The sequence below is a fragment of the Serratia nevei genome (assembly GCF_024160145.1).
Taxonomy (GTDB): domain Bacteria; phylum Pseudomonadota; class Gammaproteobacteria; order Enterobacterales; family Enterobacteriaceae; genus Serratia; species Serratia nevei_A.
This window is the reverse complement of the sequence record NZ_JAMYWQ010000002.1, coordinates 284,874-309,007: the sequence shown is the minus strand read 5'-3', so window position 1 is coordinate 309,007 and position 24,134 is coordinate 284,874. Positions and strand designations below refer to the sequence as shown.

General features: G+C 60.4%; 27 protein-coding genes and 1 pseudogene. 5 read left to right on the top strand and 23 right to left on the bottom strand.

What is annotated here, in order from left to right; genetic code table 11:
• Positions 1 to 19: 19 nt before the first annotated feature.
• From flgG to flgB, 6 genes are read right to left on the bottom strand one after another with little or no spacing between them, the layout of a single operon-like run.
• Positions 20 to 802, bottom strand: a complete 783-nt coding sequence (gene flgG, locus M6G53_RS03215; protein WP_149571148.1) for a flagellar basal-body rod protein FlgG — start codon at positions 800 to 802, stop codon at positions 20 to 22.
• An 18-nt stretch (positions 803 to 820) separates the two neighbouring features.
• Positions 821 to 1,576 (bottom strand): flagellar basal body rod protein FlgF, encoded by a 756-nt coding sequence (locus M6G53_RS03210; protein WP_253328865.1) that lies wholly within the window; start codon positions 1,574 to 1,576, stop codon positions 821 to 823.
• Between the two features lie 12 nt (positions 1,577 to 1,588).
• Positions 1,589 to 2,812, bottom strand: a complete 1,224-nt coding sequence (gene flgE, locus M6G53_RS03205) for a flagellar hook protein FlgE (protein WP_253328863.1) — start codon at positions 2,810 to 2,812, stop codon at positions 1,589 to 1,591.
• Positions 2,813 to 2,866: 54 nt separating this feature from the next.
• Positions 2,867 to 3,544, bottom strand: a complete 678-nt coding sequence (gene flgD / locus M6G53_RS03200) for a flagellar hook assembly protein FlgD (protein WP_253328861.1) — start codon at positions 3,542 to 3,544, stop codon at positions 2,867 to 2,869.
• Between the two features lie 12 nt (positions 3,545 to 3,556).
• Positions 3,557 to 3,961 (bottom strand): flagellar basal body rod protein FlgC, encoded by a 405-nt coding sequence (gene flgC / locus M6G53_RS03195; RefSeq protein WP_004934826.1) that lies wholly within the window; start codon positions 3,959 to 3,961, stop codon positions 3,557 to 3,559.
• Between the two features lie 5 nt (positions 3,962 to 3,966).
• On the bottom strand, positions 3,967 to 4,380 hold the full coding sequence (flgB, locus tag M6G53_RS03190) for a flagellar basal body rod protein FlgB (RefSeq protein ID WP_033634995.1): 414 nt from the start codon (positions 4,378 to 4,380) through the stop codon (positions 3,967 to 3,969).
• A 160-nt stretch (positions 4,381 to 4,540) separates the two neighbouring features.
• Here flgB and flgA point away from each other — a divergent pair, with 160 nt between their 5' ends.
• From flgA to M6G53_RS03165, 5 genes are all read left to right on the top strand, one after another.
• Positions 4,541 to 5,194: a flagellar basal body P-ring formation chaperone FlgA gene (gene flgA / locus M6G53_RS03185; protein ID WP_253328859.1), complete on the top strand. Its 654-nt coding sequence runs from the start codon at positions 4,541 to 4,543 to the stop codon at positions 5,192 to 5,194.
• A 129-nt stretch (positions 5,195 to 5,323) separates the two neighbouring features.
• Positions 5,324 to 5,635: a flagellar biosynthesis anti-sigma factor FlgM gene (gene flgM / locus M6G53_RS03180; RefSeq protein ID WP_019452957.1), complete on the top strand. Its 312-nt coding sequence runs from the start codon at positions 5,324 to 5,326 to the stop codon at positions 5,633 to 5,635.
• Positions 5,636 to 5,672: 37 nt separating this feature from the next.
• Complete coding sequence (locus M6G53_RS03175) at positions 5,673 to 6,107, top strand: flagella synthesis protein FlgN (RefSeq protein WP_253328857.1); 435 nt, start codon at positions 5,673 to 5,675, stop codon at positions 6,105 to 6,107.
• A gap of 228 nt (positions 6,108 to 6,335) precedes the next feature.
• Positions 6,336 to 6,707: a type II toxin-antitoxin system RelE/ParE family toxin gene (locus tag M6G53_RS03170; RefSeq protein ID WP_033647787.1), complete on the top strand. Its 372-nt coding sequence runs from the start codon at positions 6,336 to 6,338 to the stop codon at positions 6,705 to 6,707.
• Positions 6,704 to 7,006, top strand: coding sequence for a helix-turn-helix domain-containing protein (locus M6G53_RS03165; protein ID WP_038876832.1), 303 nt, complete (start codon positions 6,704 to 6,706; stop codon positions 7,004 to 7,006). The genes M6G53_RS03170 and M6G53_RS03165 overlap by 4 nt, the downstream gene beginning before the upstream one ends.
• A gap of 2 nt (positions 7,007 to 7,008) precedes the next feature.
• On the opposite strand, the gene M6G53_RS03160 is transcribed toward M6G53_RS03165, so the two are convergent.
• The 17 genes and pseudogenes from M6G53_RS03160 to flhD form a co-directional block, all read right to left on the bottom strand.
• The gene (locus M6G53_RS03160; protein WP_253328855.1) at positions 7,009 to 7,413 is read right to left on the bottom strand and encodes a flagellar protein FlhE; all 405 of its coding nucleotides are present in this window, start codon (positions 7,411 to 7,413) and stop codon (positions 7,009 to 7,011) included.
• Positions 7,413 to 9,496 (bottom strand): annotated as a pseudogene (gene flhA, locus M6G53_RS03155) (flagellar biosynthesis protein FlhA). Before flhA ends, M6G53_RS03160 begins: the two are co-directional and overlap by 1 nt.
• The gene (gene flhB, locus M6G53_RS03150) at positions 9,489 to 10,640 is read right to left on the bottom strand and encodes a flagellar biosynthesis protein FlhB (protein WP_253328853.1); all 1,152 of its coding nucleotides are present in this window, start codon (positions 10,638 to 10,640) and stop codon (positions 9,489 to 9,491) included. The pseudogene flhA and the gene flhB overlap by 8 nt, the downstream one beginning before the upstream one ends.
• Before the next feature lie 126 nt (positions 10,641 to 10,766).
• Positions 10,767 to 11,165 carry a type II toxin-antitoxin system tRNA(fMet)-specific endonuclease VapC gene (gene vapC / locus M6G53_RS03145; protein WP_253328852.1) on the bottom strand — a complete coding sequence of 133 codons (399 nt, stop codon included), beginning with the start codon at positions 11,163 to 11,165 and terminating at the stop codon, positions 10,767 to 10,769.
• Positions 11,165 to 11,398, bottom strand: a complete 234-nt coding sequence (gene vapB, locus M6G53_RS03140) for a type II toxin-antitoxin system VapB family antitoxin (RefSeq protein WP_041035628.1) — start codon at positions 11,396 to 11,398, stop codon at positions 11,165 to 11,167. The genes vapC and vapB overlap by 1 nt, the downstream gene beginning before the upstream one ends.
• Positions 11,399 to 11,523: 125 nt before the next feature.
• Positions 11,524 to 12,168 (bottom strand): protein phosphatase CheZ, encoded by a 645-nt coding sequence (gene cheZ, locus M6G53_RS03135; protein ID WP_004934858.1) that lies wholly within the window; start codon positions 12,166 to 12,168, stop codon positions 11,524 to 11,526.
• A 10-nt stretch (positions 12,169 to 12,178) separates the two neighbouring features.
• The gene (cheY, locus tag M6G53_RS03130; RefSeq protein ID WP_253328850.1) at positions 12,179 to 12,568 is read right to left on the bottom strand and encodes a chemotaxis response regulator CheY; all 390 of its coding nucleotides are present in this window, start codon (positions 12,566 to 12,568) and stop codon (positions 12,179 to 12,181) included.
• 104 nt (positions 12,569 to 12,672) lie between these two features.
• Positions 12,673 to 13,722 (bottom strand): protein-glutamate methylesterase/protein-glutamine glutaminase, encoded by a 1,050-nt coding sequence (locus M6G53_RS03125; protein ID WP_253328849.1) that lies wholly within the window; start codon positions 13,720 to 13,722, stop codon positions 12,673 to 12,675.
• Complete coding sequence (gene cheR, locus M6G53_RS03120) at positions 13,722 to 14,594, bottom strand: protein-glutamate O-methyltransferase CheR (RefSeq protein WP_025159837.1); 873 nt, start codon at positions 14,592 to 14,594, stop codon at positions 13,722 to 13,724. The genes M6G53_RS03125 and cheR overlap by 1 nt, the downstream gene beginning before the upstream one ends.
• Before the next feature lie 37 nt (positions 14,595 to 14,631).
• Positions 14,632 to 16,248, bottom strand: a complete 1,617-nt coding sequence (locus M6G53_RS03115) for a methyl-accepting chemotaxis protein (RefSeq protein ID WP_253328847.1) — start codon at positions 16,246 to 16,248, stop codon at positions 14,632 to 14,634.
• A 76-nt stretch (positions 16,249 to 16,324) separates the two neighbouring features.
• On the bottom strand, positions 16,325 to 17,995 hold the full coding sequence (locus tag M6G53_RS03110; protein ID WP_253328845.1) for a methyl-accepting chemotaxis protein: 1,671 nt from the start codon (positions 17,993 to 17,995) through the stop codon (positions 16,325 to 16,327).
• Positions 17,996 to 18,191: 196 nt separating this feature from the next.
• The gene (gene cheW, locus M6G53_RS03105) at positions 18,192 to 18,692 is read right to left on the bottom strand and encodes a chemotaxis protein CheW (RefSeq protein WP_025303271.1); all 501 of its coding nucleotides are present in this window, start codon (positions 18,690 to 18,692) and stop codon (positions 18,192 to 18,194) included.
• A gap of 32 nt (positions 18,693 to 18,724) precedes the next feature.
• Positions 18,725 to 20,752: a chemotaxis protein CheA gene (cheA, locus tag M6G53_RS03100; RefSeq protein WP_253328843.1), complete on the bottom strand. Its 2,028-nt coding sequence runs from the start codon at positions 20,750 to 20,752 to the stop codon at positions 18,725 to 18,727.
• On the bottom strand, positions 20,749 to 21,819 hold the full coding sequence (gene motB, locus M6G53_RS03095) for a flagellar motor protein MotB (protein WP_253328841.1): 1,071 nt from the start codon (positions 21,817 to 21,819) through the stop codon (positions 20,749 to 20,751). Before motB ends, cheA begins: the two co-directional genes overlap by 4 nt.
• Entirely contained in the window at positions 21,816 to 22,706 is an 891-nt protein-coding gene (gene motA / locus M6G53_RS03090; RefSeq protein WP_015378266.1) for a flagellar motor stator protein MotA, read from the bottom strand. Before motA ends, motB begins: the two co-directional genes overlap by 4 nt.
• Before the next feature lie 145 nt (positions 22,707 to 22,851).
• Positions 22,852 to 23,436: a flagellar transcriptional regulator FlhC gene (gene flhC / locus M6G53_RS03085; RefSeq protein ID WP_019452971.1), complete on the bottom strand. Its 585-nt coding sequence runs from the start codon at positions 23,434 to 23,436 to the stop codon at positions 22,852 to 22,854.
• Entirely contained in the window at positions 23,436 to 23,786 is a 351-nt protein-coding gene (flhD, locus tag M6G53_RS03080; RefSeq protein WP_033647796.1) for a flagellar transcriptional regulator FlhD, read from the bottom strand. The genes flhC and flhD overlap by 1 nt, the downstream gene beginning before the upstream one ends.
• Positions 23,787 to 24,134: the final 348 nt, after the last annotated feature.

The following is a 24,134-nucleotide window of genomic DNA, read 5'->3' as shown; positions in this document are numbered from 1 at the left end:
CGGGCCCGTCAATGACAGATTACAGTTGCGTCAGCTTTTGCAGCATCTGATCGGAAGTCGATACCGCTTTGCTGTTGATCTCGTACGCGCGCTGAGTCTGGATCATGTTGACCAACTCTTCCGCCACGTTGACGTTGGAGGTTTCCACGTAACCCTGATACAGCAAACCGGCACCACTCAGCCCCGGAGTGCTCTCGTTCGGCGGGCCCGAGCTTTCGGTTTCCTGATACAGGTTCTCGCCCACGCTCTCCAGACCGCTGTCGTTGACGAAGGTGGTCAGCGTCAGTTGGCCTACCTGCTGGGCGGCGGTTTGCCCTTGCTGGGTGACGCTGACGATGCCGTCGCGGCCGACGGTGATGGACAGCGCGTTAGCCGGAATGGTGATCGCCGGCTGCACCTGGAAACCGCTGGAGGTCACCAGCTGGCCGTTTTGGTCTATCTGGAACGAACCGTCGCGGGTATAGGCCTGGGTGCCGTCCGGCAGCAGCACCTGGAAGAAACCCTGCCCCTTGATGGCGACGTCTTTGCTGTTGTTGGTCTGCGACAGGTTGCCCTGGCTGTGCAGGCGTTCGGTCGCCACCGGACGTACGCCGGTACCGATCTGCAGGCCGGAAGGCAGCGTGGTCTGCTCGGAGGACTGCGCCCCCGGCTGACGCATGGTCTGGTACAGCAGATCTTCAAACACCGCACGCTGGCGTTTGAAGCCGTTGGTGCTGACGTTCGCCAGGTTGTTGGCGATCACGTCCATGTTGGTCTGCTGCGCGTCCAGACCGGTTTTGGCAATCCATAAGGATGGAATCATCGGTTATTTCCTTGCTGCTTAACTCATTGAGAGCAGTGAGTTGGCACGCTGTTCGTTTTCATCCACGCTGTGGATGACCTTCATTTGCATTTCAAAGCGGCGGGCGTTGGCGATCATGTCGACCATGGTCTCCATCGGCTTGACGTTGCTGCCTTCCAGCACGCCCGGCATCACCCGCACCTGCGGATCGTTTTGCAACTGATTGCCGCGCTGCTGTTGGGTTTCCGGCGTCAGGCGGAACAGCCCGTCGTCACCGCGCATCACTTCGCGCGCATCGGCCTTCACCAGCTTCAGCCGGCCGATCTGCGCGATGGTGTTCGGCGGATCGCCGGCGTTCAGCGCCGAAATGGTGCCGTCGGCCGCGATGGTGATCTCCGCCGACGGCGGCACCTCGATCGGGCCGCCGTCGCCCATCAACGGCATCCCCTGCACCGTCAACTGCCCGCTGGAGGAGATCTGAATGTTGCCGTTACGGGTATAGGCTTCACCGCCGCCCGGCAGGCTCACCGCCAGGAAACCGTCCTGCTGCAGTGCCACGTCCAGCGGGCGCGCCGTGTAGTTCAACGCCCCCTGGCTCATGTCGGCGCCCGGCGTCGACGCGGTCACCAACGTGCGCGTCGCCAGGCTTGGCCCGTCGACCGGCACCGCGCGCAACGCGGCGAGCTGAGCGCGAAAGCCCGGCGTCGAGGCGTTGGCCAGGTTGTTGGCGGTGATGGACTGCTGCTCCAGCGTCTGGCGCGCCGCGCCCATCGCGGTATAAATCGCGTGATCCATAACTCGGCCCTATTAGCGCAGGCTAACCAACGTCTGCAGGATGGAGTCCTGCGTCTTGATGGTCTGGGCGTTGGACTGGTAGTTGCGTTGCGCGACGATCATGTTCACCAGCTCCTGGCTCAGATCGACGTTGGAAGACTCCAGCGCGCCGCTGGTCAGCTTACCGAAGCCGCCGCCGCCCGACAGACCGACACGCGGCTGACCGGACGCACCGGTTTCTTGCCAAACGTTATCGCCTTGCGACGCCAGCCCTTCCGGGTTGGAGAAGTTGGCCATGACGATCTGGCCCAGCACCTGGGTCTGCTGGTTGGAGTAGATGCCCACGACGGTGCCGTCGTCCTTGATCTGGAAGTTGGTGTATTCACCGGCGGCATAGCCGTCCTGCGCCACTTTGCTCACCGAGTCGCTGCCCACGTTCTGCTGCATGCTGCCGGCGAAGCTCAGGGTAAAGTTTTGCGCCGGGGCACCGTCTTTGGCGGTCATCGGGATCACCATGCTGAACTCGCCCGGCGTGCCGTTGGTGCTGGTGGTTTTGACCAGGCTGCCGCTGGTGCTGAACTCCATGGTGCCGGCATCGACCGGGGCTGCGCTGCCGTCCTGGGTGTAGACCTGCCATTTGTTGTCGTCGGTCTTGACGAAGTAGGCGTTGATGTTGTGCGCGTTGCCCAGCGAGTCGTAGGCGGTAATGGTATTGACGTAGTTGTAGCTGTCCTGCTTGGTCGGATCGAAGGTCTTGTTATCCGGCACTTTATGGGTGGACTTCAGGTTGGTTACCATCTCACCGGAGGTGGACGCCTTGGCGTTCATCATGCCTTCAGGAATGCTCAGCGGCACCGGGTTGGCCCCCTGCTGGATGGTCGGCGGAGAACCGGCCGCCGGGTAACCGGTCAGCTGCAGGCCCTGCATGTTGGTCAGGTTGCGGTTCTCGTCCAGCTTGAACTGGCCGTTGCGGGTATAGAAGATGCCGCCATCTTTATCCTGCATGCGGAAGAAGCCGTTGCCGTTGATGGCGATATCCAGCGCGCGGCTGGTGCCGGTGGTGGTGCCGCCCTTGAAGTTTTGGGTGATGCCGGACACCTTGACGCCCAGCCCCACCTGCGAACCGGCGAACATGTCGGCAAAGGACACGCTGCCGGATTTGAAGCCCGCAGTCGCGGAGTTGGCGATGTTGTTACCGATCACGTCCAGGTTGGTTGCTGCCGCGTTCAAGCCGCTGACTGCCTGAGAAAAGGCCATATTATTCTCCGAATAGTGGTCAGGCTATCGTCCGATTGAGCCTGATGCTTAGGGTTATAAGATCTGTCGCACGTCTTCCAGGGTGGCGTTGCCCGCCAGGCCGAGATCCAGCTTGGCGCCGTTGCCGTCGCGGATCACGCCGTTGACCAGGCCGAAGTGCAGGCTGCGCGCCACCAGCTGCTCGCCGTTGCCTTTGGCGTTGACGGCCACTTTGTAGGCGCCGTCGGGCGCGGTGGAGCCGTCATCCAGCGAACCGTCCCAGGTAAAGGCGTGTACGCCGGCGGTCAGGCCACCGATTTCGATGGTGCGCACCACCTGCCCGCTGGCGTTGGTGATGGTCGCGGTCACCTGATCGGCGGCGCGCTCCAACTCCACGCCGAACGGCGTGGTGCTGACCTGGCCGTCCTTGCTGCCGACCAGAATGTTGTTGCCCGGCACCATCACGCCGTGGCCGATCAGCGCAGTGGCTTGCAGCGACTGGTTGCTGTTGATCTGGCCGGAGATCGAACCCAGCGTGGTGTTGAGTTTTTCGATGCCCTGAACGGTGTTGATCTGCGCCAGCTGCGAGGTCAGTTCGTTGTTCTGCATCGGGTTGGTCGGATCCTGGTTTTTCAACTGCGCCACCAGCAGCGTCAGGAAGCTGTTGTGCAGATCCTGGCTGTTGGTGTTTTTGCTGTTGTTGCCGATGACGGTGTTGTCCAACGACTCGTTAGTGGTTGCGGCAATAGCCATGGGAACCTCCGGTTACTGACCCAGCGTCAGGGTTTTCATCATCATCGACTTGGTGGTGTTGAGCACCTCGACGTTGGCCTGGTAACTGCGGGAAGCGGAGATGGTGTTGACCATTTCGCCCACCACATCGACGTTCGGCATACGCACGTAGCCCTTGGCATCCGCCAGCGGGTTGCCCGGTTGATACACCAGACGCTCGGGCGCCGGATCGTCCACCACCTGAGCGACGCGCACGCCGCCGGTCGGCTGGCCCGGTGCTGCCGCGACCTGGAACACCACCTGTTTGGCGCGGTAAGGTTCGCCGTCCGGGCCGGTCACGCTGTCGGCGTTGGCCATGTTGCTGGCGCTGACGTTCATGCGCTGGGATTGCGCCGACAACGCCGAGCCGGAGATATCAAAAATGTTCAGTAAAGACATGCGCCTTATCCTTGTTGCAGCACGGACATCATCCCTTTGATCTGCCCGTTGAGCAGCGTCAGGTCGGTCTGATATTTCAGGCTGTTATCGGCAAAGTTGGTGCGTTCGCGATCCATGTCCACCGTGTTGCCATCCATCGACGGCTGATCCGGCACTCGGTACAGCAGATCGAGCTGCGGCGGCTGCAGGGTCTGCGCCGGAATGTGGCGCGCCGCCGTCAGGTTCAGCGACATGCCGTTGCCGTTGACGCGCCCCTGTTCCAGCACCTTGTTCAATTGGCTGGCGAAATCGATATCCCGCGCCTGATAACCCGGCGTGTCTGCGTTGGCGATGTTGGCGGCCAGTATTTCCTGCCGCTGGGCGCGCAAGTTCAGCGCCTCTTGGCCAAAGCGCAGAGCCGCGTCCAGTTTGTCGAGCATGCTCCCTCCGCGAGGTTAGAATTTGGAGCCGACAGCATAAACGCCCCCTGCGCCACCCTATCGCGGGAATAGACGCAAAATGGGGCGCTATTTATCTGCTTAGCCTGCGCGCGCTGCGGGTACACTTACGCGTATCCCGATGAGGCTTGAGAAGATGACGATGAAAGGTAAAATGCTGCTGCTTATCGGCCTGCTGTGCAGTCTGAACGCGCGCGCCGACGATTTGGCGACGCAAATCGAAAGCTTCATCAAAGGTAAATTCGACGGCGAGCCGGTGCAGGTGAAAGTGCGGGTGCGCACGCCGCCAACCCAATGGCCCGCCTGCCAACTGCCGCAGCTGTCGCTGCCGCCCAACGCACGGATCGGCGGCAACGTCAGCATTTCGGCACGCTGTGGCCAGGAACGGCGTTTTATCCAGACGCAGGTGCAGGTGTTCGGCCGCTATCTCGTTTCGGCACGCGGCATCAGCGCCGGCAGCCGGTTGACGGCGGCGGACCTGACGTTGAAAGAGGGCCGGCTCGATACCCTGCCGCCGCGCGCGTTGACCGAAGCGGGCAAAGCGTTGGGCGCCGTCAGCCTGCGCAATATCGGCCCCGGCCAGCCGCTGACCCTCGCCATGCTGCGCCGCGCCTGGGTTGTCAAGGCCGGGCAACCGGTGCAGGTCACCGCTCAGGGCGAAGGGTTCAACATCAGCGGTGCGGGCAAGGCGATGAACAACGCCGCCGCCGAAGACAGCGTGCGCGTGCGCATGGCGTCCGGGCAGATCGTCAGCGGCGTGGTCGGGGACGACGGTGCGATTCGCATTACGTTATAAAAAAGTAAAGGTTCCGCCAACCCTGCCGATAAGACAAATCAAGCAGCATTGTATTGGCCACCAGGGCCGCAAAACTTTCATTGCAGCGTCGTCGCCCGAGAGCGGTCACGGCGTAAACGGAGATGGACCATGAGTATCGATCGCACCCAGCGGTTACAGCCGGTATCCACTGTGCAACCGCGTGAAACCCCGGCCGACAACCCGCTCCAGCCGCGTAAGGCCGCCGTGGCCGAAACCGCCGTCAGCGGCACGCAGGTCAAACTGAGCGAGGCACAGGCACGCCTGATGCAGCCGGGCACCCAGGATATCGATATGGGTCGGGTCGAGGCCATCAAGCAGGCGATCCGCAACGGCGAGCTGAAGATGGACGCCGGCAAAATCGCCGACGCGCTGCTGCAAGACGCGCAGAGCGACATTCAATGGATCGCCGGGCGCGACTGACGGCGCGGCGGGTAGCGGTAAAGGATAAGTCATCACTATGGAAAACCTGGCACAACTGCTGGATAAACTGTTGGAAACGCTGCAGGCGCTCAATGGCGTGCTGGAGGAAGAGCACGACTTGCTGTGCTCCGGCCAGCTGCCCGGCGTGGCATTGCAGCGCGTAACCGATGCCAAAAGCCAACTGCTGGCGACGGTCGCCTACCTTGAGCAACAGCGCCTGGGGCAGGAAAAAGCCTGTGGGCAACGCGCCCCCTACACCAGCCACGCTCCCCTGGCCGATCGCTGGCAACGCGTTCAACTGCTCAGCCAAACGCTGCGCGAGAAGAATCAGCACAATGGCCTGCTGCTCAATCAGCAGATCGACCATAACGCTCAGGCGCTGGCGATCCTCAGCAAGAACAACAAATCGCTGTATGGCCCGGACGGCCAGTCGCACGCCGGCAGCCTGCTCGGCAGAAAAATCGGCGTTTAGTCACCTGCTTTCGCCCGGTGTGCGCACCGCCGGGCGCGGGTTTACCCGGCTATGCGCGCCCTCTCGCAGTTTCTTCTTATCGCTTTCTGAATTCCCTTAACGTTATGCGCCAGGCTGCGCAGAACGGATATTTGCCTGTTCCCCATCACGCCCTATTTCGTCATCTTAGCTCGGTCGTTAAACATCTTGATCTATACCCACTAAGGGTATATTTTACACGGAGAGTGAATGACCGACATTTATCTCACAAAAGCCTTCCAGACATTTGCCGGCGACGAACGCATCAGTGACGCCACGATAGTGAAAGCGGCGCGAGAGATGCAAAATCAGTTGTACGACGCCAATCTCGGTGGTTGCGTTTACAAAAAACGCATCGCCCGGATGGGGAGTGGAAAACGGCGCGGGTATCGGGTATTAATCGCAACGGCAGATGAAGGCAGGATCTTTTTCATGTATGGCTTTGCCAAAAACGAAAGAGACAACATCAATCAGGATGAGTTAATTTCCTGGCGGCATTTGGCGGCGCTGTATCTGGATTATTCACCATTCAGACTGTATCAGCTGGTCAACTGCGGGGAATTAATAAGGTTACAACTATGAGCAAGATGCTGAAATCGATCCACCAGGAAGTTCAGGGCCTGCACCGCGCCGGTTTCGTCGACGACGTGACCATGCGCACCTTCGACATGCTGTGTCTGCGGCCGGTGAAACAGTTCGGGCCGGCCGAGATCCGCGCGCTGCGCGAACGGGAAAACGTCAGTCAGCCGGTGTTTGCGCTGTATCTCAACGTCAGTAAAAAGGCGGTACAAAAATGGGAGCGCGGCGAAGCGCAACCGAACTCCGCCGCAATGAAGTTGCTGTCACTGGTGGAACGCAACGGCCTGCAAATTCTGGCCTGATCCTACTGGTAATTAACGATGACCTGATTGCCAATCACCCGCAGCGGCGGGTTCAGCCCGCCTTGCGACTGCACGTAATAGACAAAGCGCAATTCCGCATTGGCCGGTTCGCCCTGCAGACCGTTGCTGCTGCCGCTGCCGCCGCCCAGCGGAATGCAGCGGTTCACCGTACACAGCTGGGCCTGCAGCCCGACCGGCTCCGGCCCCAGCAACCGATAGCGCCAGCTGACGCTGGTGATGCGCGCATTGGCATCCGGCAACGCGTTCGGCGGCCGCAAACCGGCGGACTCATCGCGCATGCCGCCCTGTTCCAGCGTCACGCCCGACCCTTCGGCCACCCAGGAGCCGGACACCGCGCCGGCGGTTAACGGCGCCAGCAAACACAGCACGAACAGACAGCGTTTCATCAGGCGGCTCCAATGGTCGAGGTCATGCGAATCTGGCGATCGTCGTTGATTTCGAGGTTGGACAACACCACGATCTGCGGCAGGCTGCGGCGCAGGAAGCGCGCCAGCAAGGCCCGCAGCGCATGGTTGACCAGCAGCACCGGCGGCGCGCTGAGCATCTCTTGCCGCTGCAGCGCCTGGCGTGCCTGTTCCAACAGGCGATCGGCCAACCCCGGCTCCAGACCACCGCCGCCCTGCAACGCCTGCAACAACAGGCGCTCCAGTTGGGTATCCAGACCGATGACCTGGATCTCGCCGTTGCCCGGGAACCACTGCTGCGTGATCGCCCGGCCCAGCGCCACCCGTACCACGGTAGTCAGCTCATAAGGATCGCTCTGCGCCGGGGCATGCTCCGCCAGCGTTTCGACGATGGTGCGCATATCGCGGATAGAAACGCGCTCGGCCAGCAGGTTTTGCAGCACCTTGTGCAGCGTGGTCAGTGACACCACGCCCGGCACGAAGTCTTCGGTCAGTTTCGGCATTTCCTGCGACACGCGATCCAGCAGCTGCTGGGTTTCCTGGCGGCCAAACAGCTCGCTGGCGAACTGGCCGATCAGGTGATTGAGGTGCGTCGCCACCACGGTGCTGGCTTCCACCACGGTAAAGCCCTGGATTTGCGCCTGTTCGCGCAAGGCGCTGTCGATCCACACCGCCTCGAGCCCAAAGGCCGGATCGACGGTTTTATCTCCCGCCAGCTCGCCCACGGCATTGCCGGGGTTGATCGCCAGCCAGCGGCCCGGCTGCGCTTCGCCGCTGCCAATCTCGACGCCTTTCATCAGGATGCGGTAACTGGCCGGCGGCAGTTCCAGGTTATCGCGAATGTGCACCACCGGCGGCAGATAGCCCATGTCCTGCGCGAATTTCTTGCGGATCCCGCGGATACGCCCCAGCAGTTCGCCGTTCTGTTGGAAATCGACCATCGGAATCAACCGATAACCCACCTCCATCCCCAGCGGATCTTCCAATTGCACATCGGCCCAGCTGGCTTCGGCGGCCTGCGGATTCTCCGGCATCACCGGCGCCTCTACCGTTTTCGGTGCCTGTTGCTCTCGGCCACGCAGCCACCAGGCCAGGCCCAGCAGAGCGGCGGTGAACAGCAGGAACACCAGGTTCGGCATGCCCGGCACCAGGCCCAGCAGGCCCAGCACCCCGGCGCTCAGCAGCATCACACGCGGATTGTTGAACAGCTGGCCTACCATCTGCTCGCCGACGTCCTGATCGGTCGCTACGCGAGTGACGATAACGCCGGCGGCGGTGGAGATCACCAGCGCCGGGATCTGTGCCACCAGGCCGTCACCGATGGTCAGCAACGTATAGCTTTCCGCCGCCGCCCCCAGTTCCATGCCGTGTTGCACCACGCCGACCAACAGGCCGCCGACCACGTTCAGCACCATGATCATCAGGCCGGCGATGGCGTCGCCGCGCACGAATTTACTGGCGCCGTCCATCGAGCCGTAGAAATCGGCCTCCTGGGTGACTTCAGCGCGGCGTTTCTTCGCTTCGTCTTCGCCGATCAACCCGGCGTTCAGGTCGGCGTCGATCGCCATCTGTTTACCCGGCATGCCGTCCAGTACGAAGCGCGCGCCCACTTCGGCGATGCGCCCCGCCCCCTTGGTGATCACCATGAAGTTGATCAACACCAGGATGATGAACACCACGATACCGATGGCGAAGTTGCCCCCCACCAGGAAGTGCCCGAAGGCCTCCACCACGCGGCCGGCGGCGGCGGAACCGGTGTGCCCTTCCAGCAAGATGATGCGCGTGGACGCGACGTTGAGCGACAAACGCAGCAGCGTGGAGAACAGCAGAATGGTCGGGAAGGCGGCAAACTCAAGCGTACGCTGGGTGAACATCGCCACCAGCAGCACCATGATCGACAGCGCGATGTTGAAGGTAAACAGCACAGCAGGTCGAGGATAAACGCCGGCAACGGCAACACCATCATCGACAGGATCAGCAGGATCAGCACCGGGCCGGCCAGCACCTGCCACTGCGTATCTTTAAAATTGCCCGGCAAACGAAGCAGGGAGGCCAAATTAGCCATTAGAGTCACTCTCTCTCGCAAAATCCAGTGCTTCCGGCACCGGTAAACGTTCAGGTTTTTTCGGGATCAGGCCGCCCTCGCGCCGCCAGCGGCGCAGCTGGTACACCCAGGCCAGCACTTCGGCGACCGCGGCATACAGGGTGGCCGGAATATGTTGTCCAATCTCGCTGTGTCGATACAGCGCACGCGCCAGCGGCGGCGCTTCCAGCATCGGGATGCGGTGCTCCGCACCGAGCTCGCGAATGCGCAACGCGATTTCGCCGGCCCCTTTGGCCAGCACCTTCGGCGCACTCATTTTTTTGTCGTTGTACTGCAACGCGACGGCGTAGTGCGTCGGGTTGGTGACGATCACATCCGCCTTGGGCACGTCGGCCATCATGCGGCGTCGGGCGATCGCCCGCTGCTGCTGGCGGATGCGCCCCTTGACGTGCGGATCCCCTTCCTGGTCTTTGAATTCGTCGCGGATATCCTGCTTGGTCATCTTCAGTTTTTTGAAGTGGCTCCACAGCTGGTAGAACACGTCGAACGCCACCATCGGCGTCAATCCCAGCACCACCAGAAAACCGCAGAACAGGATCATCTGCAGCGCATTGCCCAGCGCGTCGAGCGGCTGCTGAGTCATCAAATGCAGCATCGCCGCCCAGTTGTGCCACAGATAAAGGCCGGTCACCCAGCCGACCAGCGTCGCTTTCAGGATCCCTTTCAGCAGCTCGGCCAGCACCTGGGTGGAAAAGATCCGCTTCAGTCCGGAAAGCGGATTCAGCCGCTTCAAATCGAACTTGATCGACTTGCCGCTGAACAAAATACCCCCCAACAGCATCGGCGCGGCGAGCGCCACCAGCACCAGCCCCGCCATGATCGGCAACAATGCCAGCACCGCCTGGCGCAGCAACATGCCCAGCTGGCGCACCATCTGTTTATCGTTGCTGACCATGCCGTGATCGAAGTTCAGGCCTTGCGTGAGCATCGCCGCCAGCTGTTGCGTCATGTTGCTGCCCGACATCAGGATAATCGCCAGGCCCGCGAGCAGCATCAGTACCGAGGTCAGTTCGCGGGAACGCGGGATCTGGCCGTCTTCACGCGCCTTCTCCAGCCTGTGGGGCGTGGGGGCCTCGCTTTTTTCCAGATCGCTGTCTTCAGCCACGAAACGCCGTTCCTGTATCGGGAGGGTAAAGAATGGCGGTCAGCATGCCAAAAAATTGGCGATGTCATTGGCGGAACAACGGGGAAAAAGGCGGGTTATTTAGGGGATGAGACCATCAGGGAGACGTTACAACCAATTTTCCAGCCGCAAACCCTCAACGCGCTCAAATTCGCATCGATTATTGGTCACCAGGATCAATCCTTCGCTGCGCGCATGCCCGGCGATATGTAGATCGTTTACGCCAATAAGCGTTCCCTGGCGTTCCAGCGCAGCCCGGATGTTGCCGTAGTACGATGCCGCTTTGGCGCTGTAATCGAGAATGTCCAATCGGGAGACAAAATCCTCAACGACTCTGGCGTTCACCGCTGGGCGAGCGCTTTTCTCCACCCCGTGAACCAATTCGCCATAGGTGATTGACGAAATGACCATTTTACCTGCATAACGATTGAATGCCTCCAGCACTTCCAGCGGCCGGCGCTTAATGACATAGATAACAATGTTGGTGTCCAGCATATGACTGAACATCAAAAATCTTCCCGCTCGCGCTGGTGCTGCCCGGCACGTTCATTGAGGAAATCATCGCTCACCTCATTTTCCGCACAGAAGAAGCTGTCCCAGGTATTCTCCAGGGGGGCAAGAATGCGCTCTTTGCCCACTACGCGGACGGTCACTTTAGAAACGGTATCAGGGAAACGCACCTCTGCAGGCAAGCGTACAGCCTGTGTCCGATTATTGGTAAAGACAGAACCTAACGTCATGGCGACCTCCTTTAACTGGAGTACAAATTACAACCACAACAATGTATATAGCAATGCTATATACATTAATCTTTACGGGACACCGCGCAACTTTCGGGGCGCGCCGTCGCGCGCCCCGAAAAGCCTTAGAAACCGAGGCTGTCGAGCAGATCGTCGACCTGTGCCTGGTTGGCGATTACGCCGACGCCGTTCTGGTCGAGCTGCGGGCCGTTCAGCAGGCTGTCGTTCGGCCGTTTTTCCTTCACCGGCTGCTCCGGCATGTTTTCCATCAACACCATCAGCAGCTGCTTTTCGATCTCCTGCACTACGTCCATCATGCGCTTGATCACCTGGCCGGTCAGATCCTGGAAGTCCTGCGCCATCATGATCTCCAGCAGCTGGGCATTGGTGAAGGCCGTATGGCCCGGCACCTGGTCCAGATACTGACGCGTGTCGTTGACCAGAGAACGCGCGTCGTCCAGCTCGATGGGATTGGCAAACCACTCGTCCCAGCGCCCTTTCAACGCGTTCGCGCCGGATTCCAGCTCCGCCTGGCGCGGCTGCGCCGCCTCGACGCAGTTCAACGCCCGTTCCGCCGCCTGCGCCGTCATGGTTACGACATAGTCAAGACGGTCGCGCGCATCCGGGATCGCCTCTGCCGCCTGGGCGATCGCCTGATCGAGCCCCAGTTCGCGCATGCTGTCGCGCAGCATTCGGGTCAGTTGGCCGATACGGGAGATGATCTCTCCCGCGGTCGCTGCATCGCTGGCAGGCATTGGAATGTCTCTCATCGCCCTCTCCTTACATGCCCAATTTTTCAAAAATCTTGTTGAGCTTTTCTTCCAGCGTCGCCGCCGTAAAAGGTTTCACTACATAACCGCTGGCGCCGGCCTGCGCCGCCGCGATGATATTTTCTTTCTTGGCTTCCGCCGTCACCATCAGTACCGGCATCGCGGCCAGCGCGCTGTCGGCGCGGATGGTTTGCAACAGCTCCAGCCCGTCCATGTTTGGCATGTTCCAGTCGGACACCACGAAGTCGAAACCGCCCGTGCGCAGCTTGTTCAGCGCATCCGCGCCATCTTCCGCTTCTTCGACGTTGTTGAAGCCCAGCTCCTTAAGCAAATTTCTGACGATGCGACGCATGGTGGAAAAGTCGTCCACAACCAGAAATCTGAGGTTCTTGTCTGCCATTGTTACTCCTGAAAATAGTTAACCGTTTAATAATGCAAAACCCGCAGGCCGCCGCACGGCGGCCGTGGGTCATATCGCCGCAGGGCAGCCCCCGCGGACTGAAATCAAATGCGCAGAGCCTGGCCACCGGCAATCTGCGCCAGCATGCGCTGGCTCATCCTGTCCAGCTCGACCACTTCGCTGACGCCACCGCTGGCGATCGCCTCGCGCGGCATGCCGAACACCACGCAGCTCGCCTCGTTCTGCGCCAGGGTATAGGCCCCGGCGCGGTGCATCTCCAGCATCCCCGCCGCCCCGTCGTTGCCCATGCCGGTGAGGATCACCCCCACCGCATTGCGGCCGGCATACTGCGCCACCGAACGGAACAGCACGTCGACCGACGGGCGATGGCGGTTGACCGCCGGGCCGTCATGCAGCTTCACCTGATAGTTGGCGCCGCTGCGCGCCAGCTCCAGGTGGCGGTCCCCCGGTGCGATGTAGGCGTGGCCCGGCAGCACGCGCTCGCCGTCCTCGGCTTCCTTCACCGTGATCTGGCACAGCTTGTTCAGCCGCTCGGCGAACGAACGGGTAAAGCCCGGCGGCATGTGCTGAGTGATCAGCAGCGCCGGGCTGGTGGCCGGCAGCGGCTGCAGCACCTGACGGATCGCTTCGGTACCGCCGGTGGAAGCACCGATGGCGATCAGTTTTTCGCTGCTCAGCAGCGGCGCATGGCTGAGGATCGCCGGCGCCGGGCTGTTGGAACGCTGCGGCAGGCGCGCTCTGGCGGCGGTGCGGATCTTCTCGGCAATCAGCTCGCTGTAAGCCAGCATGCCTTCGCGAATGCCGAGCTGCGGTTTGGTGACGAAGTCCACCGCCCCCAGCTCCAGCGCACGCAGCGTAATCTCCGAGCCTTTGCCGGTCAGCGATGAAACCATCACCACCGGCATCGGCCGCAGGCGCATCAACTTCTCGAGGAAATCCAGCCCGTCCATGCGCGGCATCTCGACGTCCAGCGTCAGCACCTGAGGATTAAATTTTTTGATCAGATCGCGCGCCACCAACGGGTCCGGCGCGGTGGCCACCATCTCCATGTCGGCATGGCCGTTCACAATTTCCGTCATCAGCTGGCGCATCAGTGCCGAATCGTCTACGCATAACACTCTGATTTTACTCATTACCTCTCCTTGGTCAGCCCATACACGGTCTGCCCACGCAAGTAGAAATCCCGGCTGATCTGGCTGAAGTTCTCGGAGTGGCCGGCAAACATCAGCCCCCCCGGCTTAAGCAAGGGAACGAAGCGGCGCAGGATGCGTTCCTGCGTCGCCTTATCGAAATAGATCATGACGTTGCGACAAAAAATGGCGTCGAATTGCCCCGGTAGCGCCCACTCCGGCGCCAGCAGGTTCAGCGGCTGAAAGTTCACCCGCGCCGCCAGCTCCGGCCGCACGCGCACCAGCCCCTGATGCGGCCCGGTGCCGCGCAGAAAATAGCGCTGCATTTGGGTCGGCGTCAGGGTACGCAGATCTTCCTGGCGGTAAACGCCCGCCTCCGCCTTTTCCAGCACCTGCGTATCGATGTCGCTGGCCCAGACCTGGCAACTGCCGGCGCGTTGTCCCAGGGCATCGCTCAGCGTGATGGCGATCGAATACGGCTCTTCGCCGGTCGAGGCCGCGGTGCTCCAGACGCTGTAGCCGTTCGGCCGCGAGCGCGCATGTTCCGCCAGGATCGGGAAGTGATGCGCCTCACGGAAAAAGGCCGTCAGGTTGGTGGTCAGCGCGTTGATAAACGCCTGCCATTCCGCGCTGTTCGGGTCGCTTTCCAGCAGCGCCAGGTAGTCGCCGAAATCGTGCAATCCCAGCAGCCGCAGCCGGCGCACCAGGCGGTTGTAAACCATCTCGCGTTTGTGCTCCGCCAGCACGATGCCGGCGCGTTGATAAATCAACTGGCTGATACGGCGAAAATGCACGTCCGACAGCGGCAGGCGCTGCACCATTTGCGTCAACATCGACGCAGTATCCCGGTTAGAAGTTGACGGCGCCTGTTTCATACCGCCTCACCGGGGAAAAACGTGCTGCTTTTGCGGTTTAACAATCTTGGGCTTCCTTTACCACGGGTGAAACTGCGTTGTTGCTGTTACCTGGCGCGACGAAGTTATCGTCCGCCAGACGGAATACCGCGACCGCGTCGGCCAGGGTAATGGCCTGCTCTTCCAGCGTGGCGGCGGCGGAGGCGGACTCTTCCACCAGCGAGGCGTTCTGCTGGGTCACCTGATCCATCTGCGTCACCGCCTGCGTCACCTGCTCGATGCCGCGGCTCTGCTCATCCGAAGCCGAAGCGATCTCGCCCATGATGTCGGTCACGCGGGTCACCGAACGCACGATGTCCTGCATGGTGGCACCGGAGTTCTCCACCAGCACCGAGCCGTGTTTGACGCGGCTGACCGATTCGTCGATCAGGCCCTTGATCTCTTTCGCCGCCTGCGCGCTGCGGCTCGCCAGGTTACGTACTTCGCCGGCGACCACGGCGAAACCACGCCCCTGTTCGCCGGCGCGCGCCGCTTCCACCGCCGCATTGAGCGCCAGAATGTTGGTCTGGAATGCGATGCCGTCGATCACGCTGGTGATGGCGCCGATCTTCTGCGAACTGTTGGCGATATCGTGCATGGTGGTCACCACGTCGCCGGCCAGTGCGCCGCCCTTGGCCGCAGTGGCCGAGGCGTCGCGCGCCAGTTGAGAGGCCTGGCGCGCGTTGTCGGCGTTCTGTTTCACCGTGGCGGTCAGCTGTTCCATGCTGGCGGCGGTCTCTTCCAGCGAAGCGGCCTGCTGCTCGGTACGGGAGGAGAGATCGTTGTTGCCTTCGGCGATCTCCTGCAGGCCGATCAGAATCGATTCTGCCCCGTCGCGCACGGCGCCGACGGTGCCGATCAGCGACTGCTGCATGCGCTGCAGGCCGGCGAACAGCATGCTGATTTCATTGCGGCCGTACACCTGAATCGGCGTCGCCAAATCGCCGGCGGCAATGCGTTCAAAGTGGCTGCGGATTTGGTTCAGTGGCTGTACCAGCATGGTGCGCAACCACCACATGGCGCTGCCGGTCACTACGATCAGCATCAATACCGCCCCCGCCAGCATCATGCCCGCCAAGGTAAAGGAGAACTGGTTGGCGTCTCTGGCTTCGTTGATATCACCGTTGATCAGCTGCAGGTACTGCACGAAGTCGGCTTCGAACAGGTCCTGGGTTTTCTGCGTCGGCTGATCCATAAACGCCTGCAGCTCCCCTTTCTCCAGGAAGCCGATCAGCTCGCGCAGCGCGCCGCGCAGCCGCTCGTAGCTGGCCTTGGTGGTTGCCGTCTGCTGGCTCTGTTGCTCACTGCTGCGCTCAACCGCCATGAACTGATTGAAATAGAGATCGGCCTTCTGTAGCGAACTGCGGGCGTTGCTCATCAATTCGTTCACCTGCTCCTGCGGCAGTTTCAGTGCCGCGCGGGTGCCGGCGCGGTTCAGCGTATTGCGCGCCTGCAACAGCGACACCCAGCTCAGGCTAAGCGAATCGCGCTGCTGGCTGCCGAGAGTGATGATGTCGAGGTTGTGATTATCGGAGCGAAACGCGGAATACGACAGGCCGCTGCTGGCCAGCTGCAGAACGCAGAAGGTCATCAACAACAGGAACAAGCTGGTAGAGATACGGATTCGGTTAAACACTGTGAACCTCCTTGCAGCCGGCCGGCGACCGGCCTACGTAGGGAAAAGGGCCCCTGCGAGAGAGGCCCGATACCGGTCAGAACGTTTCCCAGTTATCCTGCAGATCGCTGGCGTTCATTTTCTTATGATTGATTACCGGTGTTGCCGCCGCCTTGCTGGTGACAGGCGCTTTAAACTCTTCCTGGCCTTCCGACCTCAGGCGGAATACCGCCACGGACTGGGTCAGCATGCTGGCCTGCTCTTCCAGCGCCGCCGCCGCCGAGGCGGATTCTTCCACCAACGAGGCGTTCTGCTGGGTGACGCGGTCCATTTCCGCCACCGCCTGACCAACCTGATCGATGCCACGGCTCTGTTCATCCGAGGCCGAGGCGATTTCGCCCATGATATCGGTCACGCGGGTGACGGCGTTGACGATGTCGCCCATGGTTTCGCCGGCGCTTTCCACCAGCACGGAACCCATATCGACGCGGCTGACCGAATCCTCGATCAGGCCTTTGATCTCTTTCGCCGCCTGGGCACTGCGCTGCGCCAGGTTGCGCACTTCACCGGCCACCACCGCGAAGCCGCGGCCTTGTTCGCCGGCGCGCGCCGCTTCCACAGCGGCGTTCAGCGCCAGGATGTTGGTCTGGAAGGCGATGCCGTCGATCACGCCGGTGATATCGGCGATTTTCTGCGAGCTGCCGGCGATGTCGTGCATGGTCTGCACCACGTTGGCCACAACCTTGCCGCCTTTCTGCGCGGTTTCGGAGGCGCTCAAGGCCAGTTGTGAAGCCTGACGGGCGTTTTCGGCGTTCTGTTTCACCGTCGCGGTCAGCTGTTCCATGCTGGCGGCGGTCTCTTCCAGCGAAGCGGCCTGCTGCTCGGTGCGGGAGGAGAGATCGTTGTTGCCCGCGGCGATTTCAGACGCGCCGCTGTAGATAGCGTCCGCGCCCTGACGCACGCCGCTGACGGTTTCGATCAGTTCGCTTTGCATGTGTTTCAGGCTGGCCGCCAGTACGCCCATTTCGTTGCGGCTGGTGACGACGATCTGCTGAGTCAGGTCACCGGCGGCGATCTGTTTGATGTGGTCAATCATGCGGTTCAGCGGACGCACCAGGATGTGATGAATACCGGTCCAGGCCAGTACGATCACCGCCAGCACCACCACCAGAACCACGATCAGCGTCCAAATGGCCGAGCTGTAGGAGCTGTTGCTGCCGTCGACCGCGATTTGGTAAAGCTGGCCGTTTTGCTCCAGGTAAACTTTGTAGCTTTGCTCAAAATTGTCCTGGTAGCTCTGCGTAGGTTGATCGAAGAACGCGTTGATCTTGCCTTCGCCCAGCAATTGGATCAGTTCGGAAAGCGCGCCGTACAGAATGTCGTATTGCTGCTTGAGGCGTTCCGCAGACTGGGGATCCTGACGCGGATCCTGAGGAATTTTTTCGTACGCGGCGTAGTGTCTTTCCGCTTCGCCCAGCTCTTCTTTCGCTTTGGCCAGCAGTTCATCAATGGTCGCGCCGCTGCCGATCTTATTGGTATCCATCATGTAACGAATACCGGCACGGTTCAATGAGTTGCGCGCCTGCAGCAGGTCCACGCGGCTTTCACTCAGCTGCAGCTGCTGCTGGCGGATAGTTTGCAGAACGGTAAAGTTTTCCTTATCGCTTTTCAGCGAGGAGAAAAAGAGTCCGCCCGAAATCAACTGCAAGGCGCCAAACAGCACCAACACCAGCAATAGGCTGGTGACCACCTTCATACGATTTAACATGATTTCCCTTGTTGAAAGCCCGCGCAGACAGGCTCTGATGACGTTGAATGAGAGAGTTATCGGCGCAGCGCGGCAAAACTTTATGCGGGAAAGTAACTATTTTTAGTGGGGGTTCCGGGCTCGGTCTGCGGCGTCGCGACAGGTCAGGAATAGTAATGGATGAAGGGGGCAGCGCCCTGCCCCCTCGGGTCATGAATCAGACGCTTTTCGCCACGCTGTCGACCAGCGACATCTCTTCGCTGCTCAGCAGCTTTTCGATATCCACCAGGATCAGCATGCGCTCGCCCAGCGAACCGAGACCGGTGAGGTATTCCGTTGCCAGCGTCACCGCGAACTCCGGCGCCGGGCGGATCTGCTCGGCGGTCAGCGACAGCACGTCGGAAACGCCATCAACCACGATGCCTACCACGCGCTGGCCAAAGTTCAGCACGATCACCACGGTGTTCTCATCGTAGGACACGCTCTGCTGCGAGAATTTCACCCGCAGATCGATGATCGGCACGATCACGCCGCGCAGGTTGGTGACGCCCTTGATGAACGCCGGGGTGTTGGCGATGCGGGTCACCTGATCGTAGCCGCGAATTTCCTGCACCTTGAGGATATCGATGCCGTACTCTTCGTTGCCCAGGGTAAAAATCAGAAACTCTTGCCCTACCGTTTCGCCAGCCAATTTGCTGACGGCTGCCAATCCTGCCATATCATTCACCTTTTAAATCAATAAACTCATTATTATGCGGCGGCGTCCGTCAGACGCTTTTCACGGTTCAAGGTTTGCAACGCCGAGACATCGACGATCAATGCCACGCTACCGTCACCCAAAATGGTGGCGGCGGAGATGCCCGGCACTTTGCGGTAGTTGCTTTCCAGATTCTTCACCACCACCTGGTGCTGGCCGATCAGCTGATCCACCAGCAGCGCATAGCGGCGACCGGCGCTTTGCAGGATAACGACGATGCCCTGCGTGGCGTCGGTTTTGGCGCCTTCCACTTCGAAGACCCGATACAGCTCCACCAGCGGCAGGTATTCGCCGCGCACCTGCAGCACGCGTTCGCCACCGGCCAGCGGGTGCAAATCCTCCGCCTGCGGCTGCAGCGATTCCATCACCGCGTTCAGCGGCAGGATAAAGACTTCGTCGTTCACCTTGACCGACATGCCGTCGAGGATCGCCAGCGTCAGCGGCAACAGGATGCGGATGGTGGTGCCTTTACCGGCCTGCGAACGGATCTCGACGTGGCCGCCCATCTCCTGAATATTCCGTTTCACCACGTCCATCCCGACGCCACGGCCGGAAACGTCGGTCACCTGCTCGGCGGTGGAGAAGCCCGGTGCAAAGATCAGCATGCCGACCTCTTCGTCGCTCATGCTGTCGCTGACCGCCAGCCCTTGCGATGCGGCCTTGGCGAGAATTTTTTCACGGTTCAAACCGGCACCGTCGTCGATGACTTCAATGCAGATGTTGCCGCCCTGGTGTTCGGCCGACAGCACCAGATTGCCCACCGCCGACTTGCCGGCGGCGATGCGGGTAGCCGGCTCTTCGATACCGTGGTCGAGGCTGTTGCGCACCAGGTGCGTCAGCGGATCGATAATGCGTTCGATCAGGCTCTTGTCCAGTTCGGTCGAACTGCCCTGCAGCGTCAGCTCCACCTGTTTGTTGAGTTTGCCGGCCAGATCGCGCACCAGGCGCGGGTAACGGCTGAAGACGTACTCCATCGGCATCATACGGATGGACATCACCGACTCCTGCAGATCGCGCGCGTTACGCTCCAGCTGGCTCATGCTGTTCAGCAGATCGCCGTGATTCACCGGATCGAGCGTGCCGGAGCGTTGCGCCAGCATCGACTGGGTGATCACCAGTTCGCCGACCAGGTTGATCAGCTGATCCACCTTTTCCACCGCCACGCGGATACTGGTGGATTCGCTCGCCTTGGCGCGCGCTTTCGGCGCTTCCGCCGGTGCAGCGGCCGGTTTGGCGGCAGGCGGCGCGGCGCTGGCGACCGGCTCAGGCGCAGATGCAGGCTCCGGCACGGCGACCGCTTCAGGCTGGCTGGCTTCGGCCGCTGCCGGCGCGCTTTGCATCGGCGTCGAGAAGCTGATTTGCTCCGGTTCCAGCACGAAACACAGCACGGCGCTGATGTCGTCTTCGCTGGCGGAGGTGAGCAGCGTCACGTCCAGGCTGTGTTCCGTCTGATGTGGATCTTTGACCTCGCCGAGGTTGCCCAGCTCTTCCAACATCAAGGGGATTTCACTGGCTTTCAGCCCGTTCAGGCTGATGCGCATGCCGCCTTCGATCGCCGCCTGCGCGGCCGGTGGCCGTACATCGGGCTGCTGAACGGCCGGCTGAGCCACGGGCGCCTCCTGCTGCTGTTGCGCTTCCAGCGCCAGCTGACGCAGCGCCTGGCAAATGTATTCAAAGCTTTCGGCGTCAGGCTGTTGCGAGGTTTTATAGGCGTCCAGTTGCTCCTGCATAATGTCTTTGGTTTCCAGAAACAGGTTGATAATCTCGGTGCTCAGGCTCATTTCCTGGCGTCTTGCACCGTCCAGCAGGTTCTCCAGCAGGTGGGTAGTTTCCTGCAGCACCGAAAAACCAAAGGTCGCCGCGCCGCCCTTGATCGAGTGCGCCGCGCGAAAGATGGCGTTCAACGGCTCGATATCGGGGGCCAGCGGATCCAGCTCCAGCAGGTGTTGCTCCATGTCGGCCAGCAACTCGTCCGCCTCATCAAAGAAGGTCTGATAAAAATCGCTAATGTCCATGCTCACGGGGTCACCTCTGGCTGTGAGTCGCGGTTAGTCGGTGCGGGCGCCGGTTGTTCCGGCGCCTGGCCGGCCGGGGCTGTCGTCGGGGATGCCTGCGGTTGCCCGCCTGGCGCGGCCACCTGCGGCGGCGTTTGCTCCGCCGGCGTTGTCGCCTGGGGTTCCGGCGTTTGGCTGGCCGGCATGGTCGCCGACGGCGCCAGCTGTTTCAGGCTGTCCGGCTGGGCGATATCCATCGCGTTGCTTTCGGCATTTTCGTGTTCGATGCCTTCTTGCGTTTGCTTATTCAGCACCAGCACGGTGATACGACGGTTAATCGCGTCATCGGCGCCGTGCTGTTTCAGGCTCATGGTGGCCGCCATGCCCACCACCCGCAGTACCTTGCCCTCCGCCAGACCGCCGGCGATCAGCTCACGTCGGGAGGCGTTGGCACGATCGGCCGACAGTTCCCAGTTGCTGTAGCCGCGCTCGCCGGTAGCGTAAGGAATATCGTCGGTGTGCCCGGACAGGCTGATCTTGTTCGGCAAATCATTGAGGATCGGCGCGATCGCCCGCAGAATGTCGCGCATGTAGCTCTCGACCTGCGCACTGCCGGTTTTGAACATCGGCCGGTTCTGGCTATCGATAATCTGGATGCGCAGCCCTTCGTCCATCATGTTGATCAACAGATGCGGACGCAGCGCCTTCAGGCGCGGATCGGACTCAATCAACTCGTCCAGCTTTTCGCGCAGCTTGTTCAGGCGCAGCTCTTCGGCGCGTTTGTCCGGCGAATCAACCTGCTTTTTCACCAGGCCGTGCTGTTGCGTGGGATCGTCGCCACCGCCCGGGATCGGGCTGCTTTCGGAACTGCTCTTGTCGCCGCTGGTCAGGGCGACCTTGAGCGGCGTGCGGAAATATTCGGCGATTTGCGTCAGCTCCTGCGGGCTGGCGATCGCCAGCAGCCACATCACCAGGAAGAACGCCATCATCGCCGTCATAAAGTCGGCATAGGCGATCTTCCAGGAGCCGCCGTGATGGGCGGCATGATGCGACTTGCGCTTTCTGACCAGAACGACCGGGTGATTCTGTTTCATGCTTCTTCTTCTTCCGTCGCCTGCTGTGCCGGCGCTTTCACGCGGCGCACGTGTTCTTCCAGCTCAACGAAAGAAGGACGTTCGGTGGTATACAGCGTTTTACGGCCGAACTCGACCGCGATCTGCGGCGCATAACCGTTCAGGCTCGACAGCAGCGTGACCTTGATGCACTGCATCATTTTGACGTTTTCGGCGCTCTTCTGACGAAGCAACGTGGCCAGCGGCGAGATGAAACCGTAGGCCAGCAGAATACCGAGGAAAGTACCGACCATGGCGTTGGCGATCAACGCCCCGAGTTCAGCGGCCGGCCGGTCGGCCGAGGCCAGGGCGTGTACCACCCCCATCACCGCCGCGACGATGCCGAACGCCGGCAAGGAGTCGCCCACCATCGCCAGACTGCCGGCTGGCACTTCACTTTCCTGTTCGTAAGTTTCGATCTCTTCGTCCATCAGCGCTTCGATCTCGAACGCATTCATATTGCCGCTCACCATCAGCCGTAAATAGTCGGTAATGAACTCCACCAGTGTGTTATCGGCAAGGATGCGCGGATAATTAGAGAAAATTTCACTTTCTTGCGGATTATCGATATCGAACTCGAGCGACAGCATGCCCTGCTGACGCGATTTGGCCAGCAGGCGGAACAGCAACGCCATCAGATCCATGTACAGATCTTTGTTGTATTTGGAACGGCGCATCAGCCGTGGCAGCGCGCGCAGCGTGGCTTTGATCGCCTTGCCGTTGTTGCCGACGATGAAAGCGCCAACCCCGGCTCCGCCGATGATCAGAAATTCGGCCGGCTGATATAACGCACCGAGATGACCGCCCACGATCAGGTAGCCGCCAAACACCGCACCCAATACCACGAGATAACCCAAAATAACTAGCACACGCATTCCTTAAATTAACAATGTGGATGGAAGGTGGGGCAAACGCGCCCTGGCGCGACAGACCAGGCTGCGTGTCTGGGGGCGGCATGCCGCCCCTGCGTATCACACGTCGGTATTCATTGCCGAGAGCCGGCAATGCGGCGGCTCAAATGGCGCGTTTGACCTGCTCGTCCAGCAGTTGAGGAATAATATCGGCCAGTTGCGGCGAAAGTTTACGTCTTTTTACGGCGCGGGATGGGGGTTGGCATAAACTGCAGATGAAACCGTTCAGCGGCTGGTGCGCATGGGTGATAAACGCGCCGCCGCAGCAGCTGCAGGCGGAGAGCTGCAGCATGCCGCTGTCGACAAAACGCACCAGCGTCCAGGCGCGGGTCAACGCCAACAACGGCGCATCGCCGGCCTGCTGGGGGCATTGTTCCAGGTAGAGGCGATAGGCTTTAATCACCGCTTCCACCCCGCTGCACTGCCCGCTTTTCATCAGGAACAGGTAGGCGTTGTAAAACATCGAAGAATGAATATTTTGTTCCCATGTCATAAACCAGTCGGTTGAGAACGGCAACATCCCTTTCGGCGGCGGGCTACCGCGCAACTCCTTATAAAGCTTAATCAAGCGCCCGCGGCTGAGCTGGGTTTCACTCTCCAGCATCTGCAAACGGGCCCCCAGTGAAATCAGCTCCATGGCGAGCTGAATGTCCTTGGCTTCTTGAACAATACTTTTCTCAACCATCATCAGGCTCTTTTCTTCGTCGGGCTAGCGTCTTTACTCGATAGCTCTTGCAGTAAATGGCTTGATAGCAAAATGCCGGTATGGATTTGTTGCAGATCGTCGACGCGCGACTCTTTGGTCAGGCGTTCGATCGTCTGGCTTTCGTTAAAGCGGAAATGGCAAACCAGCTGGTTGGTTTCAGCCAGCTTGACCATTTGCGGCAAAGTCAGCTGCGCCAGGGCGTCGGCCATGGCTTCATCGATACCAAGGCGGAACATCGCGGACGCTTTTTCATCGTTGATCAAACGCTGTGCTAAAAGTAAATATGACAAATTGATGTCATAAATATGCTTAAGTAATTCAGACGTACCCATATTCCCCATCCCGACAGACTATGTTTAAAAACATACGCTGGGTGATAAATTTTATCGCCCGTGACTTGGGTTGTTTCCCAAAGTTGGCAAATTAATCTCTCAAAAACGACTGCTATAACTTTCGCCAATCGCTAAATTCGACCACTGTTCAGTATTTGCTACGAGCGTAAACCAACGTGTATGGATGTACAGCATTTTGCTTCGATAGTGTTTAGTCACCATGAAACTATTTTTACAAATTTAATAAGATTATTCCTAAACCAGCGCAACTCTACCCCCGAACCATTAGCACACACAATGTAAGTGAGAGGCAATTTTAAATACAATGTGACACAGATCACAAAAATA